17 protein-coding genes are annotated in these 18076 nt (G+C 61.2%); 6 read left to right on the top strand and 11 right to left on the bottom strand.

Annotated features, from left to right (window positions below; genetic code table 11):
• Positions 1 to 37 precede the first annotated feature (37 nt).
• The gene (locus tag FEZ59_RS11045; protein WP_080909899.1) at positions 38 to 1117 is read right to left on the bottom strand and encodes an ABC transporter permease; all 1080 of its coding nucleotides are present in this window, start codon (positions 1115 to 1117) and stop codon (positions 38 to 40) included.
• A gap of 346 nt (positions 1118 to 1463) precedes the next feature.
• Here FEZ59_RS11045 and FEZ59_RS11040 point away from each other — a divergent pair, with 346 nt between their 5' ends.
• The gene (locus FEZ59_RS11040; protein ID WP_019745463.1) at positions 1464 to 3005 is read left to right on the top strand and encodes a PucR family transcriptional regulator; all 1542 of its coding nucleotides are present in this window, start codon (positions 1464 to 1466) and stop codon (positions 3003 to 3005) included.
• A 955-nt stretch (positions 3006 to 3960) separates the two neighbouring features.
• On the top strand, positions 3961 to 5007 hold the full coding sequence (locus FEZ59_RS11035) for a LacI family DNA-binding transcriptional regulator (protein WP_097386820.1): 1047 nt from the start codon (positions 3961 to 3963) through the stop codon (positions 5005 to 5007).
• A gap of 29 nt (positions 5008 to 5036) precedes the next feature.
• On the opposite strand, the gene FEZ59_RS11030 is transcribed toward FEZ59_RS11035, so the two are convergent.
• Complete coding sequence (locus tag FEZ59_RS11030) at positions 5037 to 6200, bottom strand: iron-containing alcohol dehydrogenase (RefSeq protein ID WP_134998879.1); 1164 nt, start codon at positions 6198 to 6200, stop codon at positions 5037 to 5039.
• A 63-nt stretch (positions 6201 to 6263) separates the two neighbouring features.
• A complete protein-coding gene (locus FEZ59_RS11025) occupies positions 6264 to 7754 on the bottom strand; it encodes a CoA-acylating methylmalonate-semialdehyde dehydrogenase (RefSeq protein WP_021331897.1) in 1491 nt (496 codons plus the stop codon).
• 114 nt (positions 7755 to 7868) lie between these two features.
• Between FEZ59_RS11025 and FEZ59_RS11020 the strand changes: the two genes are divergently transcribed.
• A complete protein-coding gene (locus FEZ59_RS11020) occupies positions 7869 to 8762 on the top strand; it encodes a LysR family transcriptional regulator (RefSeq protein WP_058037608.1) in 894 nt (297 codons plus the stop codon).
• A gap of 131 nt (positions 8763 to 8893) precedes the next feature.
• Here FEZ59_RS11020 and FEZ59_RS11015 read toward each other — a convergent pair whose 3' ends face one another.
• Positions 8894 to 9472 carry a TetR/AcrR family transcriptional regulator gene (locus tag FEZ59_RS11015; protein WP_172932637.1) on the bottom strand — a complete coding sequence of 193 codons (579 nt, stop codon included), beginning with the start codon at positions 9470 to 9472 and terminating at the stop codon, positions 8894 to 8896.
• 82 nt (positions 9473 to 9554) lie between these two features.
• On the opposite strand from FEZ59_RS11015, the gene FEZ59_RS11010 reads away from it, so the two are divergent.
• On the top strand, positions 9555 to 10484 hold the full coding sequence (locus tag FEZ59_RS11010; protein WP_134998878.1) for a DMT family transporter: 930 nt from the start codon (positions 9555 to 9557) through the stop codon (positions 10482 to 10484).
• Here the strand turns inward: FEZ59_RS11010 and FEZ59_RS11005 are convergent.
• The 6 genes from FEZ59_RS11005 to FEZ59_RS10980 form a co-directional block, all read right to left on the bottom strand.
• Positions 10471 to 11292 carry a tyrosine-protein phosphatase gene (locus FEZ59_RS11005; protein ID WP_230091007.1) on the bottom strand — a complete coding sequence of 274 codons (822 nt, stop codon included), beginning with the start codon at positions 11290 to 11292 and terminating at the stop codon, positions 10471 to 10473. The genes FEZ59_RS11010 and FEZ59_RS11005 overlap by 14 nt on opposite strands.
• A gap of 38 nt (positions 11293 to 11330) precedes the next feature.
• On the bottom strand, positions 11331 to 11744 hold the full coding sequence (locus FEZ59_RS11000; RefSeq protein WP_003940418.1) for a phage holin family protein: 414 nt from the start codon (positions 11742 to 11744) through the stop codon (positions 11331 to 11333).
• A gap of 27 nt (positions 11745 to 11771) precedes the next feature.
• Positions 11772 to 12749 carry a DUF1214 domain-containing protein gene (locus tag FEZ59_RS10995; RefSeq protein ID WP_113682610.1) on the bottom strand — a complete coding sequence of 326 codons (978 nt, stop codon included), beginning with the start codon at positions 12747 to 12749 and terminating at the stop codon, positions 11772 to 11774.
• Positions 12750 to 12813: 64 nt separating this feature from the next.
• Positions 12814 to 13110, bottom strand: coding sequence for an SHOCT domain-containing protein (locus FEZ59_RS10990; RefSeq protein WP_021331903.1), 297 nt, complete (start codon positions 13108 to 13110; stop codon positions 12814 to 12816).
• Between the two features lies 1 nt (position 13111).
• Complete coding sequence (locus FEZ59_RS10985) at positions 13112 to 13549, bottom strand: DUF6325 family protein (protein ID WP_021331904.1); 438 nt, start codon at positions 13547 to 13549, stop codon at positions 13112 to 13114.
• The gene (locus FEZ59_RS10980) at positions 13546 to 13920 is read right to left on the bottom strand and encodes a PLDc N-terminal domain-containing protein (RefSeq protein ID WP_134998877.1); all 375 of its coding nucleotides are present in this window, start codon (positions 13918 to 13920) and stop codon (positions 13546 to 13548) included. The genes FEZ59_RS10985 and FEZ59_RS10980 overlap by 4 nt, the downstream gene beginning before the upstream one ends.
• A 169-nt stretch (positions 13921 to 14089) precedes the next feature.
• Here FEZ59_RS10980 and FEZ59_RS10975 point away from each other — a divergent pair, with 169 nt between their 5' ends.
• On the top strand, positions 14090 to 15625 hold the full coding sequence (locus FEZ59_RS10975; protein WP_172932636.1) for a LuxR C-terminal-related transcriptional regulator: 1536 nt from the start codon (positions 14090 to 14092) through the stop codon (positions 15623 to 15625).
• Here FEZ59_RS10975 and FEZ59_RS10970 read toward each other — a convergent pair.
• A complete protein-coding gene (locus tag FEZ59_RS10970; RefSeq protein WP_134998875.1) occupies positions 15560 to 16147 on the bottom strand; it encodes a TetR/AcrR family transcriptional regulator in 588 nt (195 codons plus the stop codon). The genes FEZ59_RS10975 and FEZ59_RS10970 overlap by 66 nt on opposite strands.
• A gap of 95 nt (positions 16148 to 16242) precedes the next feature.
• Between FEZ59_RS10970 and FEZ59_RS10965 the strand changes: the two genes are divergently transcribed.
• Positions 16243 to 18021: an ABC transporter ATP-binding protein gene (locus FEZ59_RS10965; RefSeq protein ID WP_007729612.1), complete on the top strand. Its 1779-nt coding sequence runs from the start codon at positions 16243 to 16245 to the stop codon at positions 18019 to 18021.
• Positions 18022 to 18076: the final 55 nt, after the last annotated feature.

Here is an 18076-nt window from a genome sequence, read left to right as displayed (position 1 = left end):
CCTGGAATGTGGTTGGCTGCGAGTGGAATCGGACGTATCAGCGTTTGCGGGCGCTGCGGAACGCTTCGAAGCCGACTGCGAGCAGAACGGCCGTACCCGTCAGCGCCGGCTGCCAGTAAGCGGAAACGCTGTACAGGTTCAGTGCGTTTGTGAGGACGGTGAGCGACAGGATGCCGATCACCGCGGAGCTGATGCCGCCGACTCCGCCAGTGAGTGGTGTGCCGCCGATGATGACGGCGGCGATGGCGAGAAGTGCCCACTGTGTACCTGTTGCCGGACTCCCGATTCCCGAGATCGAGACGAGAAGAATTCCTGCGATGGCAGCGCACAGTCCGCCGATCGCATAGACGGCAATCAGAACCCGATCGACATGGATTCCGGCACGACGCGAGCCTTCCTTGTTGCTCCCGACGGCGTAGATGTGCTGGCCGAAGAGCGTGCATCGTAAGACGAACAACAGAATCAGGATGACCACGACGAATGTGAGACTGGCAAAGGAGATTCCAGCGATGTTCCTCAAGCCAAGATCGGTCCATCCGGAAGGAAGAGGAGCGATCGGGGTGGCGCCGGTTGCGGCGTACAGCAGTCCGGTGACGACGGCTTGTGTACCGAACGTGGCCACAAATGGGTTGATGCCGATCTTGGCTACGAGGATGCCGTTCACGAAGCCGGCGAGTAGACCGGCGACCAATCCGACGAGAATTCCGATGGCTATACCGTGCTGGAGACTGACGTACGCTGCCGCGCATCCGGCTGCCGCTGCCACGATTCCGACCGAGAGATCGAAGCCACCTGAGATAATCATCAGCTGCATACCGCCGGCAATGATTCCGACCATCGCCGCCTGTTGCAGCACGTTCAGCAGGTTGTCCGACTGCCGAAAGATCGGGTTGGCGATGCACAGAATCACCACCGATGCGGCCAGTACAGTCAGCATCACCCGCTGAACGACCTGCGACGGTGTGCTTGGCAGAATGCGTTTGAGCAGAACAGGTAGCCATTCCTGCGAGGATGCGTGGGGCGGCTGGGGTGCCGCGGAACGAGTGGAACGGCCGATGTCATCGACAGAGATTCGCGCGCTTGGCGGCCGTTTCTGCTGGTCTTCGGTCAGGGGCATTGAGGACTCCTCGAAAGGGTGTGTCGGTGTTCGGTCGAAAGAGCGAAATCAGGTCACCCGGCGGCACGGCGTTGTGCGTGTCGAGATTTGGATCGGTGCCATGCAGTTCGCGTTCGGTTCGTGAACCGGTAGCGATTACTCGGACGGTGGGCCGGGTCTATATGGGCGCTGAAACAAATCTTCGGACAGGTAGGAAGCGGGTTCGCCATGTGTCTCAACTCTGTTTGGCGCCCCCCGGTGAAGCCCTGGGGTTGTAGAAATACTGTCCTGTGACTGCATTCACAGCTAGACGCAAGGCGGGAAAGATGTCTCGGCTGAGCGACACGTTTTGTGTAGTGTCTTTGACATGTCTTTCACGGTTGCGGACGCTCTGGAACTCTCACTGATCCGCGCGGCCGGTCCTCACGTACTCACCAACGGAACGGATCTGGATCAACGCGAAGTCCGATGGGTTCATTCGTCCGAGATCCCCGATATCGCACGATTTCTCAGCGGCGGCGAATTGTTGCTGACGGCGGGCCTCGGTATAGGGGAAACAGAAGCCGAGCAGCGTGCTTACGTGAAGGCGGTTTCTCGAGCGGGTGCGGCAGCTCTGGTGATCGAAGAATCCGGTCGCATGTTCGATCGAGTTCCTGAAGCTGTTGTACAGGAAGCCCAACAAATGCTGCTTCCGGTGATCGCGTTGACCCACGAAGTGTCGTTCGCCGGAGTCTCCGCCCAGGTGCACGAAATTCTGACCGAAATGCGACTTCGGAGCCTGACTCGTGAGCGTGAGGTCGAAGCAACATTCTCGGGATTGCTGCTCGACGGCGCAGACCATCTCGGAATAGTGGAGACTCTGGCGGCGCTCACCGACAGCACGGTGGTTCTGGAAAACATCGCGCACCGGGTGACGGTCTATTTTTCAGTGGACGGTGTCGAATTCGATGACGACGAGTGGAATCGTCACGCCAGAGTATCGCACGACAATGAAACTGATTGTGTCCGAAGGCCCGTCGTCATGCGTGGTCAACCGTGGGGGTGGATCCACGTGCTCCAGGGACAATCGCCGACCGCGCCGTTCTCGGCTGAATTCGCGGCGGAGCGGGCAGCAGCAGCGATCGCGATCTCGCTTCTCACCGATCGTAGCCGCGAGGCGCGTGACGATCAGCGCAGTACCGCTTTGATGACACACTTGCTGCTGGGAGAAATTTCCGGCGATGAGTTCGTGAAGCAGGCCAGTCGTCTGGGGTATCGGCTCGGATCTGGCCTGATGCGAGTGTTCGTGGCCAACAAGAATACTCGTGACGATTCTGGTGGAATCCGGCCCAAGCGCAGGAGCAGTCCCAATGCGATCAGTGCCGACATGGGTGATTACATCGTCACGGTGGCGCCGGAAGTGAGTGGCCGTCCGCCGGAGATCGAGGATCTTGTCGGTTTCGTCGGAGCGGGTGTCGGTGTGAGCCGCGCTATTTCACGTGACATGGTTGCTGTCGCGCTCACTCAAGCGCGCAGTGCTGCGGCGGTCGCCCGAGCTTCTGGTGGTGTCCTTCACTTCGACGAACTGGGGGTCGAGCGGATTTTGGTGACCCTGGCGCAGGGCCCGGAACTGGCGAGCTTCGTCGAAGACGAATTGGGTCCGTTGTTGACGAAGGATGCGCACTCGGCCAGTCCGCTGCTGCCGACACTGCGTGCGTTTCTCAGCGTCGACGGGCGCAAGACTGAAGCGGCGGACAAACTCTACGTGCAGCGCAGAACTCTGTACAACAGGTTGGAGCGGATCTCCACGATTCTCGGAAAATCCCTTGATGCCCCGGAAACACGGCAGCGCTTGCTGTTGGCAGTCAAAGGTCTTGAGCTGCTGGAGGGTTCGGCGATCAGTTCGTCGCGACGTTCCGGAAGGAACTAGCGTTCCGGCTTCGATGAGGGGGACGGCGGTTCCTGCCGTGGCTAAACCTATACTGATCGCCCTGCTAGCTCCGCGCGCGGCAATGAGACGGCCTGTTGCCAGCAATCCGCACAGGGAACCACCGGGCAGTCCCAAGATGACGAAACCGAGTCCGCTGGTGGTGAGCTCGAGTGCATTCTTGACGTCGGGTGTCACTGTCACCCAAGAGGCTTGGCAAGCTCCGAGAAGTGCGAAGATGACAAGCTGTGCCCATTTCGTGCGGCCGAGCACGAAGGGCAACTTCGGGTAGAGCATTTCGTTGATTCTCTTCGTGGAGAGTTAAGTGAATCGTATCACCCGGTGATACGATTCACTCGTGTCTGTGGTGGTGAAACAAGGTGAGGTTGAGATGTGGCGCGACAGGCGGAAGTATCGCAAACCACGGTGTCGCGCCTACCGTCTCCCGAAGTGTTCGGTCGGGGTAGTCGCCGCTGCCGACAGTACCTCTCATGGACGTCATCGTTCGTACATTCGCGGGACCTTCAGTGCAGAAACATCTTTGAAACTATCGAGGCAACGGCAGGAGTGGGGCGACGAACATGGCTAGTCACCGTATGGAGGAAGAAGTGGGGTACGTCTGTGTCACGTGTCGCCATATCGGTTCGTCTTTGCCTATGCCCAAGCCGTCTGTGCCGCTGGCCGTGCGAGCTCGATGCAATCTCTGTGGCGAGATCGACACGGCGATGTCGGGGCGGAAAGACGATGTGCCATACCGTGTCGAGCTCTTCGGGGGCTTTCGTAGAGCTTGGACGCATGCAGTCCGGTGTGGGCGAATGTGTGAACACCATCTACTGTGACGACAGGTCAACCGAAGCCAGCACTCGGTTGAAACGAGACCACGATAGAATTCGTGAGATCGTCAAGGGTTACGGCGGATGATTCGTCCGGAGCAAGGGGAGTCGCTTCAGTGGTTACGATGAAGGACGTGGCGCGGGCAGCAGGCGTCTCCCAAGCCGCTGTCTCATACGCGTTCAGTAACTCTCCGAAAGTTTCTGCATCGCAGCGCGATCACATCTACGCAGTCGCTCAGTCTCTGTCCTACGCCGGGCCGAACATCGTCGGCAGTAGCCTGCGCTCCGGCCGAGTTGGAGCGGTAGGCATCATGGTGATGGAGTCGTTGGGGCACGCACTGGAAGACCCGTCGACCATGCTGTTGATGAAGGGGGTAGTCGAAGTCAACGAACTCGCCGACGTTGCCCTCACTTTGTTGCCGTTGGTCTCCAGTAGGGAAGAAGGATTCAATTCTCCCGCGGTCAGAGGTTTGGTCGACGGAGTAGTCCTGCACAATGTAACTCCTACCCACCCGATCATTGCGGCCCTGATTCACTCAGGAACGCCGGCAGTTGCGATCGATTCACCCGCGGACTGCGGCTTGCCGTTCATCGGAATCGATGATCGCGCTGCGGGATTCAAGCAGATGGCCCATCTCTTGGATCTCGGGCACCGAAGAATCGGTGTGGTCTGCGAACGTTTGAACATCGGTGGCACCGACGGGCCGATCTCCAAGGCAGTTGTCGAACACTCTTCCGAGCGGGTCCAGCGAGATCGGATCCTCGGGTACTTCGATGCTGCAACTGCACGGGGAGATGCCGGTATCTCGATTGAGGTTTACGAGGCTTCAGGTATCGATCGTGACAGCGGCGTCCGTGCTGTTCGCTCGATGGTCGAGAAACTGAATCCGACCGCAATAGCCACGACATCAGATGTCTTTGCCGTCGCTGCCTTGAGCGTGCTTCGTAGCATGAATATCTCAGTACCTGAGGTTGTTTCGGTTGTCGGATTCGACGATGCGCCAATCGCCGAACTCATGGATCTGACCACTGTGCGTCAACCGCTGGTGGAGAAGGGGCGCGCCGCAGCCTCCATGCTGCTCGACAATATCGACGGCGCCAAGCGGAGGCAGAAAATCTTCAAAACCAAGCTGATCGTCCGAAACTCGACAGGCCCGGTCAGCACAGTCTGAACGAGACCATGCTGAGCGGGCCGAAGTGGTCAGGATCGATAGACTTTCCGGTACAGTTCGGCGATTTCCTGTGCGCTGGGCACCACCGGGTTGTTCGACGGAGAACCCGACGCCAAGGCCTGTTCCGCCATCAGTGGAATGAGCTCCTCCCAGCGGGACTCGTCGATGCCGAATGTGTGCGGACTGGGTACCTCTACGTCGACGCACAAAGCATCGATGAAGTCGACCAGCTTGTGCGAGGCCGCCTCGTCTGAATCGCCGCGATCGGCCGCGCCCAGCTGCCTGGCGCAATCGGCGTATCGATCACGCGCCCCGGGTATGGAGAACGCGGTGATCGCCGGAAGTAGCATTGCATTGGAAAGTCCATGCGCCACATGGAAATGTGCGCCGATCGGACGACTCATCCCGTGTACCAGGCACACGCTCGCATTGGAGAATGCCATACCCGCCTGAGTGGAAGCATGCATCATCTGTTCACGTGCTTCTCGATCTGAGCCGTCACGGTACGCGCGCAAGAGGTACGCCCCGATTGTCTTCATCGCAGACAGTGCGAGCCCGTCCGAGATGGGGTTTGCCTTCTTACTGACGTAGGCCTCGATCGTGTGTGTGAGTGCGTCGACACCTGTGTCGGCCGTCAGTCTCGGCGGCATCGACATCGTGAGGTCGGAATCGACGATCGAGGCGATCGGAAGAAAAGAAAGCCCAGGGCATAGCATCTTCTCGTCGGTGGCAACATCCGTGATGATCGTGAATTGTGTTGCTTCCGAGCCACTTCCTGCCGTCGTCGGGATGGCGATGATCGGAAGCGCCGGCCCCGCGTACACCCGAGGGGCTTTGAAATCGCGCATGACGCCGCCCTGCTTGAACAAGACGGCAAGTGCTTTTGCCGTGTCCATCGGGCTGCCGCCGCCGAACCCGATGATCGAGTCGGCATCGTGGGCGGTCAGAGCGTCGAGACCAGCCTTTAGAGAATCGGTAGTGGGGTCGGGAACCGTCTCGGAGAAGAGTGCGGCCTTCTTTCCTGCTGCTGCAACGATCTTCAGCAATCGATCGGCAGAACCATTGCTGACCATGAACGCGTCGGTGACAAGAAGCGGACGCTCGATGTTCAGATCCGTCAGCACTTCGCCGAGACTCTCGACGGACCCAGGACCAAGTTTCAAGAACCGGGGAAATGAAATGTTGGCAACCATGCCGATCCCTTCGAATGTTGTGAATGTATTTCCCGGCCCGTCGTATTCGGACGGGACAAGAACTCAGTTGTTTTCGGGGAAGCCGAGGTTGATGCCGCCGTGGCTGGGATCGAGCCAGCGGGTAGTGACGACCTTCCCACGGGTGAAGAAGTGGACTCCTTCGGTACCGTGAGCGTGCGTGTCGCCGAACAGGCTGTTCTTCCAACCGCCAAAGCTGTAGTAGGCCATGGGGACGGGAATGGGGACGTTGATCCCGACCATGCCGACCTCGATCTCGTTCTGGAAGCGACGTGCTGCGCCACCGTCATTGGTGAAGATCGCGGTGCCATTCCCGAATGCACTCGAATTCACCAGGTCGAGTGCTTCGTCGTAGGAGTTCACTCGCACGACCGAGAGCACAGGGCCGAAGATTTCGTCTGTGTAGATGCTCATGTCGGTGGTGACGTGGTCGATCAGGGTCGGGCCGAGCCAGAATCCGCCCTCACCACCGTTCGCCTGCACGTGCCTGCCATCGACGACGAGCGTCGCGCCGGCCGCCTCACCGGCGTCGACGTAGGAGGCGACCTTGTCGCGGTGGGCCTTGGTCACCAGAGGACCCATGTCTGAGTTCTTCGTGCCGTCACCGGTTTTCAGGGTGCGGGTTCGCTCGGCGATCTTGCCAACGAGTTCATCGGCGATGTCGCCGACGGCGACCAGTGCCGAGATCGCCATGCAGCGCTCGCCGGCCGAGCCGAATCCGGCGTTGACCATTGCGTCGGCGGCCAGATCGAGGTCTGCGTCAGGCAAGACGATCGCGTGGTTCTTCGCTCCTCCGAGAGCCTGAACGCGCTTTCCGTGGCTGGTGCCGGTGCTGTACACGTACTGGGCGATGGGGGTTGAACCGACAAACGAAACGGCCTTGATCGCAGGGTTGGTCAGAAGTTCGTCGACAGCTGTCTTGTCGCCTTGCAGGACGTTGAACACGCCCGCTGGAAGTCCTGCCTCGGCCCAGAGCGCCGCGATCCACAGCGAAGCAGATGGAACTTTTTCGGACGGCTTGAGTACTACCGTGTTTCCGGTGGCGATCGCGATGGGGAAGAACCACATCGGGACCATCGCGGGGAAATTGAACGGCGAGATTATCGCGACCGGGCCGAGCGGTTGACGGATCGAGGTGACGTCGACGTTCGTCGAGGCATTCTCGGTCATACCGCCCTTGAGCAGGTGCGCGATGCCACAAGCGAATTCGACGACCTCCTGGCCTCTTGACACCTCGCCGAGTGCGTCGGAGAGGACTTTGCCGTGCTCGGCGGTGATTATCTCTGCGAGTTCGTGCTTGCGGTCATTGAGCAGTTCGCGGAACGCGAAGAGGATTGCGGTGCGCTTGGCGAGCGAACTGTCGCGCCAATCGGGAAACGCAGCAGCAGCTGCGTCGATAACGGCGCGTGCGTCTTGCACGCTGGCGAGCGCGACACTGCCAGTGACGGCGCCGGTCGCAGGGTTCGTGACCGGAGCGGAGTTTCCGCTCGAACCGGGGGCGATCTTGTTGTCGATCCAATGTGCGATGACAGTCATGACTATTCACTCCTGAGGCTGGGGTTGATTCGAGTCTGTGCCGCAGAATTGCCGTCGTCAACAAGTAAGATCGCAGTACTCAATGCAAAATTGCAGCCAAGAACGGGAATGGCGATGTTCACTTCTGACAACCTGCGCTTTCTGCTGGAACTGTCACGCACGGGGCGTATTTCGGATACGTCGAAGCGACTGGGGGTCGATCAGACCACGGTCTCCAGGAGAATCTCTAGGCTTGAAAAAGACATGGGAGCAAGGCTTTTCGATCGCGGCGTCTCGGGCTGGCAGCTGACCGAGGCGGGCAGGCGATTGGTTCCCTACGCGGAGAGTATCGAGTCGACGCTACTTTCTGCGCTCGGTGAGACGACCGCCTCGGCGTCGCCGAGCCTCAACGGGACGGTCCGGATCCTGACCCCAGACGGCTTCGGTGCCTTCGTATTGGTTCCGGGCCTGCGCTCTGTACGTGCCCGGCACCCGGATTTGTACACCGAAGTGCTGACTTCGACTACCCACGATGTGTTGACCGGGCGTGACTTCGACGTCGCCGTCACATTGGAGCGTCCCTCTCCCCGATCTGTGGTCGTCAGCAAACTTGCGGACTACAACTTGCGGCTTTACGCCTCGCGTCGGTATCTGGAGACGCACGAGTCGATCTCGTCGGTGGACGACCTACGTCATCACACGCTCGTCTGGTATGTGGACGCGTTCTTGGATGTCGAACCTCTGCGTATCCTCGACCGGATACTGCCCACCGGGCGAGCGCAGATCCAGACCAATAACATCGCTGGTCACTACGAGGCAGTCAGGCACGGTGTGGGAATCGCGCCCTTGCCGACGTACATCGGCGCGACCGACGATGACCTCGTGCCGGTGTTGCGTGACGAGTTCGTAATTCGGAGGTCGTATTGGCTCGTTGTCCCGCGCGAGCTGATCAGATTGGCCCGCGTGCGGGCGATAACCGATGCCTTGCATGAGATTGTCGACAGGAACCCCGACCTCCGTGCGCGGTGATGTGCGGGTTTCCTGTATTCGTCGGGCGAGGCGATGGTTGACGGTCAGTTTGTGGCGCCTATGAGGAATGATCTCGATTTCAGGTGTGGACTCTGTCGAAGGGTCTTCTGGAATGTGTGGAGAGGGGTGGATCACCCGGAATGCTTCAGCATTTCGAGGGCCGCATCCCGGCCGACGTCGAAGGGGTCGGTGCCGATACCGATACCGTCTGCGACGAGGGCGCCTTCGTGAAGCAGCATGATTGCCTCGACGAGACGTTCGTCGGCTTGCCCGTCCGTCGCCAGAATGCGCCGGAAAAGGTCTAACATCTCCCGCTTCTGTTCGGCGATGACAGCGAACACCGGGTGTGACCGATCGCTGAACTCGGCGTGAGCGTTGACCATGCTGCACCCTTTGCCTCCGCTCGCCTTGGACCAGGAGGCGGAAGCGTCGAATGCCGCACTCAACTGCTCGGCGCGGCTGTGTCCGGCTGATGCGAGCTTCTTGTCGCGAAAGGCGCGCCACCGCCGATCTCGATCCTTCAAATATTCCACGACGAGGCCGTCTTTCGAGCCGAACCGCTCGTACAGAGTCTTCTTCGTGACCCCGGCGTCCAGTGCGACGGTATCCACGCCTACGGCGTGAATTCCCTTTTCGTAGAACAGCTTCGATGCCGACTCCAGAATGCGACGTGCTTTCGGAGTCAAGTCGGGTACGGATTCGTCTGCCATGGACAAAAGTATACCGATCTGTATAGTCGACTCCATGAGTAAACAGATCGGTATACCTCGGATCGTAACCTCGAGATCTGCCGTGACGGCCACCTTGTCGGTCCTGTTCGTCGCGTGCTGGAGTTCGGGATTCATCGGAGCCAAACTCGGCGCCGGCAGTGCCGAGGTCCCCACGCTGCTGATGTGGCGTTTTCTCCCGCTTGCGGCGGTACTGGTCCCGATTGTCTGGCTGTCCGCCCGGCGCCGGAACGCGATGCCGACACCGCGGGCTCTCGGCAGGCAGGTGGTGATCGGAATACTCTCCCAGAGCGGCTATCTGTTGTCCGTGTACTGGGCAGTCGATCTCGGCGTGAACACCGGAACCACAGCGCTGATCGACGGTATTCAGCCGCTGGTGGCAGCCGCGCTACTCGGTCCGGTCCTCGGTGTCGCAATCCCGCGGATGCAGTGGATCGGATTAGCGATCGGACTGGCCGGCGTCGCGACGGTCACGGCAGCCGACGCCGGGGCGGGTACATCGGCCCCGTGGTGGGCGTACGCGATTCCGTTCCTGGGAATGCTCGGCCTCGTTGCATCCACCTTCGTCCAGCAACGCGCTCCCGCGTCCACACCGCCACTGCAGGCCTTGGCCATCCACTGCTCAACCAGCGCAATAGTTTTCACAACTCTGGCGATCGTCTCGGGTGCTGCCGTACCGCCGAGTGTCAGCATATTCTGGATCGCATTGCTCTGGTTGATCGTGTTGTCGACCTTCGGCGGATACGGGCTGTACTGGTTGTTGCTTCGTCGCATCGGCATCACGTCCGTCAACACCTTGATGTTCTTGATCGCCCCCGTCACCGCAGTCTGGGGCGCACTGATGTTCGGAGAATCCTTCACTCCGTTCACCGCTCTCGGCTTGGCGGTGGGCATCGTCGCCGTCGTCGTGGTCACCCGGGTGGACAATCGACCGAAGAAGCAGGACGAGAGCACGGATTCCTGCCCGGTAAGAGCTCCGATCACGTCGCGCTGACGAAGCCCGATCGTGATGTGAACCGCTCGCGGAGCGCGGTGATTTGTTCTGAGGTGAGCTTGAGTCCGTTGATTGCGTAGTCCTCGACTGCGCCGAATTGCGTGCGCATTTCGTCGAGCGCGGCGTCGAAGTAGCTGTCGCGGACTCCGAGGAGCGGCCGGAGCAGTTCTCCGTCAACGCCTTTGCTTGCGGCGAAGTCGAGGATCGGTTCCGTCATAGGTGCCAGATCGGTGTTCGTCTCCAGGTAGTCGGCGCGTACATCGGCTTCGTCGGCGCCGAGGAGGAGCAAGAAAGAGGTCGCGGCCCACCCGGTGCGATCCTTGCCGGTGGTGCAGTGGAAAAGTGCTGCACCGGTGCGTTTTTCGTCGATGAGGTCGAGATAGAACGCGCGGTAGGCGTCGAGGGCGGACGGCAGGCTGACGAAGTTGCGGTTCGCTTCCTCCATCTGTGCGATCCCACGTCCATCGCTGATGGTCTCGGCGTATGCGACCGGGTCCGTCATGAGTAGTCCGGTGGCCGCGGCGTTTTGGGCATTGTCGGCGAGTACGTCGAGCCAGACCGTCCGCGTCGAGTCAGGGAGATTGTCGAGTGCGCCGTCGCGCTCGGCAGCGGTCCTCAGGTCGTAGACCGTCCGGACGTCCAAGTCGGCGACCGCGGCGACGTCGTCGCCGTCGAGTTTCGCGAGCGTCGCCGAACGGTAGAGCGCGCCGGCGCGGACGGTGCCATCAGCAACGGGAATGCCACCGAGATCCCGGAAGTTCGGAGCGGTCTTCAGGAGAACGCGACGATCGAGCGGGTGAGTTGGCATGGCTGACTCCTTGTGGGCTCCGTTTCCGAACTGATCATTCATGCCTTCTGCACACTGCGCACGAGCTTTTCGGCATTGCGTCTCTTGATCCACTTGTCGATGACGAGAGCCATGAAGATCCATCCTCCCAACGCGGTGATCACCCACACGATGATCGGGGCGAGGATCCAGGACCCGACGCCGCTGATCTCAATGCCGTCGGGGACCAGGGTCGCAACCCAGAGCGCGAGCAGCGTGGCGACCAAGCCGACACCGCCCGCGAGCGGAGCCGCGTAGTGCAGTGCCACGCTGAGCACGAATGGGCCGAGAATCATGTGGGCGAGGGTGAATACACCGATAGCGGCCAAGAAACCGTTGACGCTCAGGCTGACCCCGGGAAGAGCGAAATGCACGACGATCAGCGCGATCGCGCCGAGTACGCATTGCGAAACGAGCTGAAATAACAGACGCATGGCTTGTACCTCCGTGATCAGGTCGAGTCACCCGAGAGTGGTGTGTGCGTGGGGAACGCTTTGCTGGAGGGCCTCGGGACGAGGTGCCGTCCAGGTGCCGTCGAGCACGTCGGGGCGGGGGCGGTACAGGCGCAGTACGTAGTTCCAGCCCGGCATGATGGGCAGTGCGTTCGCGACGCCGTCGAGATTGACGCCGAACCGGATGGTGGTGCTGCCGTCGGAGTCGGGGGTGGCTGTGAGGCTGTTGATGCTGTTGACGCCCAAGGCGTTCTCTTCGAAGTATCCGGCTGCGTTGTACAGCGAGACCGACCAGAACGCATCCACGGGAACATCGTTCAGGCGGAGACGGTATTCCCCGACCGGGAGACGTTCGTCGAAGTTGACGTAGGTGGCCTCGTACTCGGGAAGGCCACCCCAGCCGGATGCGGTACCGAGCAGGTGCCTGATCGGGTCGACTTCCGTCGCGGTGCCGAATGAATGGTCGTAGGTGGTGATGCCACGCGCGAGTGCGAGGAGCGCGTCGCGGGTCTCGGTCTGCGACTGTTCGTCGTAGTCGGGCAACGGGAACTCGCCCGTTCCGCCGCCGTCGATGGTGAGGGCGTCCTGCAACCGGTTCACCTCGGCGACGTCTTCGGGGCTGTTCGGATCGACGAGGATGCGCACGATCAGTGCGGCGTAGTCGGTCCCGACCAATTCGCGTGTGAGCAGGTGCTCTCCCGGATCGCGCAGGATGACGGGACCGAAATGATCTTGACTGACCACCCAGACGGAGATGTAGCGCTTGCCGGTATCGGGCACCGTGATCGTGACGTTTTCGTGCACGTCGATGATCGCGCTGCTGTACAGGGTGTCGCGGTTCTGGCGGATGATCGGCTGGTTGTCGAGTGACCCGAGCTCGCGAGTGTGGTTCCACGTGCCCAGGCCGACGCCCGCGGCCAGGCGAGCGAACATGAGATCGGATTCTGCCCGATTGAAGTTCAGGACGTTGACGGCGATCGTGGACATAGCGGGTTCCAATCGGTGTCGGGGTACGGAAGCGGGCGCGGTAATCCATGGCCCGTCGGGTGAATCAGCCCAGCAGTCGTGCTTTCGCGGCTTGGAACTCGGCGTCGCTCAGTAGGCCTTGTGATTTGAGATCGCCGAGTTTCTGCAACTCGGCGACGAGATCGACCGGGGGTGCGGGTGTGGGGAGTACGGCTTGCTGCTGGGCGAATTCGTACTGCACCTGCTCGTAGTCGGCCTGAGCTCTCCTTTGCCGGCGGGTGGCCATACCGTCGCTGACGGCGGTCGCGGTACCGGTCACGACCGCGGTGCGGGCGGCGAGGCCCAGCAGTCCGGGGCGTCCTCGTCTCGGGATGTACGGCATGTCAGACCTCCAATTTCGGGATGATCGTGTCCATGAGGGCATTGACGACGGGTGCGGGTATCCGCTCGTAACCCAGTAACACCGCGCCGGACTCGGCGGTCCGGGCGGCGAGTTCGCGCTGATAGACCAGCTCGAGAGCGACCAGCAGCGCTGAAGCGCCGGCGGGAATTGCCTCTGCGAGTTCGGTGATGTCTTCATGCCCGAGCAGACCGGACGCGCCGAGCATTTCGACGTTGATCTCGAAGCCGTTCGGCAATTCCTCGACCTCGACGAGGGTGAGTTCACCGTCGTCGGACTTGGAGATGACGATCAGATCGAGTAGTCGTACCAGGCCGGTATCCGTGAGGTCGGTGAGCGCGGAGAACGCGGCGGGGTCGAGGCTCTGCCCCGGCAGACCGAGAAGGTAGAAGTCGACGGGGCCGAAACGCGCGTCACTCACGAGAGCACCTTCAGTTTGAGTGCGGCAAACTCTTCCTCGCTGATCGATCCGGCTTCGAGGAGTGCTGCAGCTGTGGCGATTTCCTCGCTGGGACTCTTTCCTGCGACTTCGCGGATATACGATTCGGCCGCGCTCTCGGCCTCGCGTGCGGCCTTGTTGCTGCGTTCCGTCATCCCATCGCTGCGGGCGACGAGATAGACGAGCGCGGTGAGGATGGGTAGGAAGAGCAGGAAGAATATCCAAACAGCTTTCAACCAGCCGCTCAGCTTGTGGTCGCGGAACAGGTCGGCGACGATCGCGAACAGCGCGAAAAGATATCCGACGAAGACGGTCGCCCACAGCATCCAGCCGAGGCTTTCCCAGAAACTCATGTGTCTTGTCCGTTCGTGTCAGGCCTGCGCGTCGGCATTCCGCCGACTCGCGCTTTTCAGTTGATTCCGGCAATTCTCACCGGTTTCCGCATGCTTCGATCGCTGTCTCATCCGAAGCGGATGAGACGGGATTTCCACGGCCGTCGAACGTCTCGAGTATCTTCGACACATGATCGAAGCCGTGCGTGACGCACTTGCCTCCGGTGAGGCGGAGCAGGCTCGACGCGTCCTGCGGAAGAATTGGCTCCGTCTGATTCTCGAATCTCATACCAGGGAACTCGAGCAACTCTGCCTTGCGCATCCCGATCCGCACGATCCACACATCCTGCTGATACGGGCGTGCTGCCGCGACCTCAGCGGCGATCCGTACGGCGCGGAGTTTCTCCGCGGGCAGGGTCTACGGGTTGCGTCCGACGATTTTGTCGTCTGTTTCACCGACCTACTGCTCGCTCCGGACACCTCGACCAAGGCCGTCATCGCCGATCGCGCGCGTCACGCCCTCGCCCAGTGCGAGCCCGAGGACGATTACCCGTCCGCACTTTTCCTCCTCGGGTGGACCGAGATCAGGCTTCGTCGTGATCTACCTCGCGCCATCGCGCTACTTCGCTCCGCCGGCGATGAAGCGCGGTTGCAGTTGCGTGCGGAGACGTTGCGTCTCGCGCAATCCAATTTGGCTTTTGCACTCACCCACGCGGGAGTGTTCACCGAAGCCGAACAGATCCTCGACGGCCTTCCTGCCCGAGAGGTTGCATCCGACTGGGAACGCTTCGAAGGTGGACTCCCACAGTCGGATCGAGGGTGCATCGCCTATTGGCGTGGCGACTTCGAGGAAGCGATCGCTCAGTTCGACTCGATAATCGTGGAGGGCAGTCCCGGAACCAACTTCGAGGCGCTCGCCCGTCTGTACCTGGTGATGAGCCTGATCGCTCTGAACCGGAAAGACCGGTACCACAACGCCGCTCGGCTGCTGCGAGGCGTGAGCACTGCGGACAAGCACGGCATTCCTTGGGATACGCTGCGGCGCGTCACCACGGCCTGGCTCGCCCACGCTCAGGGGCAGGACGAGCAAGCGCGCCGCATCGCGAAGCCCACGCTGACCAGAACAGGTGCTGCGGTCGCTCACGCGCTGCTCGCCGAGCTCTATCGAGTCTTGGGGGATCCGGAACCGTCGGCGCAGGCGCTTCGGTTGGCAAGCTCGGCCGCGCTGCCGCGATATGCGCTGGTGAGCACACTTGTCACCTCTGCAGCGCTGAGCTCCGTCGCAGGGCGTGGGCCGCAGGCGCACGAGCAGCTGGATCGTGCGCTGGCTGAGGCAATCCCGGAGCAGATCCTCGCCCCCTTTCTCAGCGGCGATCCGGTAATTGTCGATCTCTTGAACGCGCACGCAATACGGGGGTCGAGACACCAGGACCTCCTGCGCACGATTCTGGAAAAACGGAGCCGGCTCTCTGCCCAGCTCGCGGGAGTCCTGACCGAACGCGAGAACGAGATTCTCACTTTTCTGCGCACCACGATGACTGCAGACGAGATCGCTGCGCACCTCGGCATCGCTTATCCCACTGTGAAGACTCACATTCGCTCGATCTACCGCAAATTAGGTGTGGCCAAGCGGCGTTCCGCTGTTCAAGCAGCCGACAACCTAGACCGCGGGATCGGGGGCGATTCCGCGACGGAGGCTGCGAACCGTCAGATCCAAGGCTTGTAGTCGCGTCCCGGAACCGCGGTTCACGTAGTCCATCGACGTGTAAAGCAGTGACCACAGCAGGTTCTGCACCCAGTCCGAACCCATGTCGGGGTCGATGGACCCGTCGGAGTGTCCGCGTTCGATGGCGTCGGTGACTCCGTCGTCGTTCGACGCGGCCTCGGCAAACGAATCTTCTTGATAGACGCCGGGAGTGAAGAACAGGACCGTCAAAAGGTCGGCCAGTTCGAAGTATTCGTGGCAGAGGCGAACCAGTGCCTCGGCTCCAGTGCCCTCACCGAGTCGCGCCGCTGCTGCGGCCTCACCGACGGCGCGAGTGGCCTCGGCCGCGACTGCGTCGACCAGGTCGGATCGTTCGGGAAAGTAGCGGTGCAAAGTGGTCCGGCCGACCTTCGCGGCCGAAGCGATCTCGCTGAGGGTCGCAGCAGGCTTGGATGCGAACACCGAAACGGCAGCATCGAGGATGGCCTTCCGTGTGCGCTCGCGGGTCGCGCTTTGTTCTGGTGCGCTGTGGATCGTTGTCACGAATTCGAAGCGTAGCCGTGTCCGGTTTCGGTATCCAGTGTTTCCGAATCGGAATTTCTCTTGCCCTTTATGGAACATTCGTGTTCCATAAATTCATGCTTGAATCCGACGCTTCTCAGCCCGCACCGAAATGGAGCAATCTCCGCGTCCTCTCGGAGTTCGCTCGACCGCATCTGCCGTCGCTCCTCCTCGGGTTGGTACTGGCGCTGTGCGGCTCGGCGGCGACGCTGGCAACGCCGATGGTCACCAAGTGGGTTCTCGACACCCTCGATACCGGTGCGTCGCTGAAGGGACCGATCCTCACGCTCGTCGTCCTTCTGATCGTCGGTGCAGTGCTCGGTTGTGCTCAGTGGATCGTTCTCGGAACCGCCGCCGAGAAGGTTGTCTTCGACGCCAGGTCTTCGCTGGTGAAGCGATTCCTGGCGGCGACCGTACCTTCGCTGCAATCGCGATCCGTGGGTGAATTGGTCACCCGGGTCACGTCGGACACCTTGCTGCTGCGGGAGGCGGCGTCGTCGGCCGCGGTGAATATTCTGAACGCAGCCGCGTTGACCATCGGAACGATTGTTCTGATGGGCGTTCTGGATCTGCCGTTGTTGGGGGTCACCATGGTGGCAATCGTGTTCGCCTCCATACTCTTTGCCGTTCTGATGCCTCGGATTTCCGCAGCCGAAGCGCGAACCCAGGAATCGCTCGGTCAGCTTGGCGGCGTACTCGAGGGTGGCTTGCGTGCGATCCGGACGGTCAAGGTTTCCCTCGCCGAAGATCGCGTCGGCGCTCTGGTGACGAACAATGCGTCCGATGCGAAAAAGCATGCGATCACGGCGGTTCGAGTGTCGGCAACCGCGTGGACTGTCGCGTGGACCGCCATTCAAGGATCGATCATTGCCATCCTGGGCTTCGGTGCCTGGCGAGTCGCCGACGGCGAAATGGCAGTCTCGACGCTCATCGCGTTTCTGCTCTACGCCTTCACCCTGATGGGGCCGGTGTCGGAGCTGGCGCAGAATGTGACTTCCGTTCAGTCGGGAATCGCGGCAGCTATCCGGATTCGCGAGATGCAGTCGTTGCCCACCGAGCAGTACGACGAGGTCGTGGACGTGGTCGCGAAAACAAACGCTGCCGCGCCGCTGATCGAGTTGCGCGACGTCACCGTGAGTTACCACGGGTCGAACCAGCCGGCGTTGCGCGATGTCTCGCTGGTCATTCCGACGCGTGGGCACATGGCCATCGTCGGCCCGTCGGGTGCCGGAAAGACGACCTTGCTCTCGACTGTGCTGCGATTTGTCGAACCGCGATCGGGTGAGGTTCTCCTGCATGGAGTCGGTTACGACGCGCTCGATCACCGCGCTGTGCGCGAGAGTCTCGCGTACGTGGAGCAAGAGACGCCGGTGGTGCCCGGAACGATTCGGGAGAACGTCGTCTTCAGCCATCCCGACGCGACGGACGAAGAAGTCCAGGCCGTTCTGCGCTTGCTCCGACTCGACGACGCGATCGAGGCCCTGCCGAATGGACTCGACACCGCTCTGACGGCCACCTCGCTGTCGGGCGGCCAACGTCAGCGGATCGCGATGGCACGCGCAGTTCTGCGACCGAGTGCTTTGCTTCTGCTCGACGAAGCCACTGCCCAGGTCGACACACTCACCGAAGCCGCGATTGTCGACGCGATCAACGAACGTGCACGTACCGGGGCCGTGGTGACTATCGCTCACCGGCTCTCAACGGTGCGTGACGCCGACTGGATCGTGGTCATGGAAGACGGTCGGATCCGCAACATCGGCAACCATGACGAGCTCATGGACAAGGACGATCTGTACCGCGACATGGTGGTTGCCGGCCGGCTCGATCAGGGCGAGGCGATGCTCGAAGATTGTTGACCCGGCGCATCGGCATGTGCGAGAGTGCTGTTACCGAGCGATCGCTCGGTCGGGA

It is taken from the genome of Rhodococcus sp. MS13 (genome assembly GCF_013277835.1).
In the GTDB taxonomy this organism is placed as follows: domain Bacteria; phylum Actinomycetota; class Actinomycetes; order Mycobacteriales; family Mycobacteriaceae; genus Rhodococcus_F; species Rhodococcus_F erythropolis.
The sequence above is the reverse complement of the archived record's forward strand: the minus strand, read 5'-3'. Positions and strand labels throughout refer to the sequence as shown.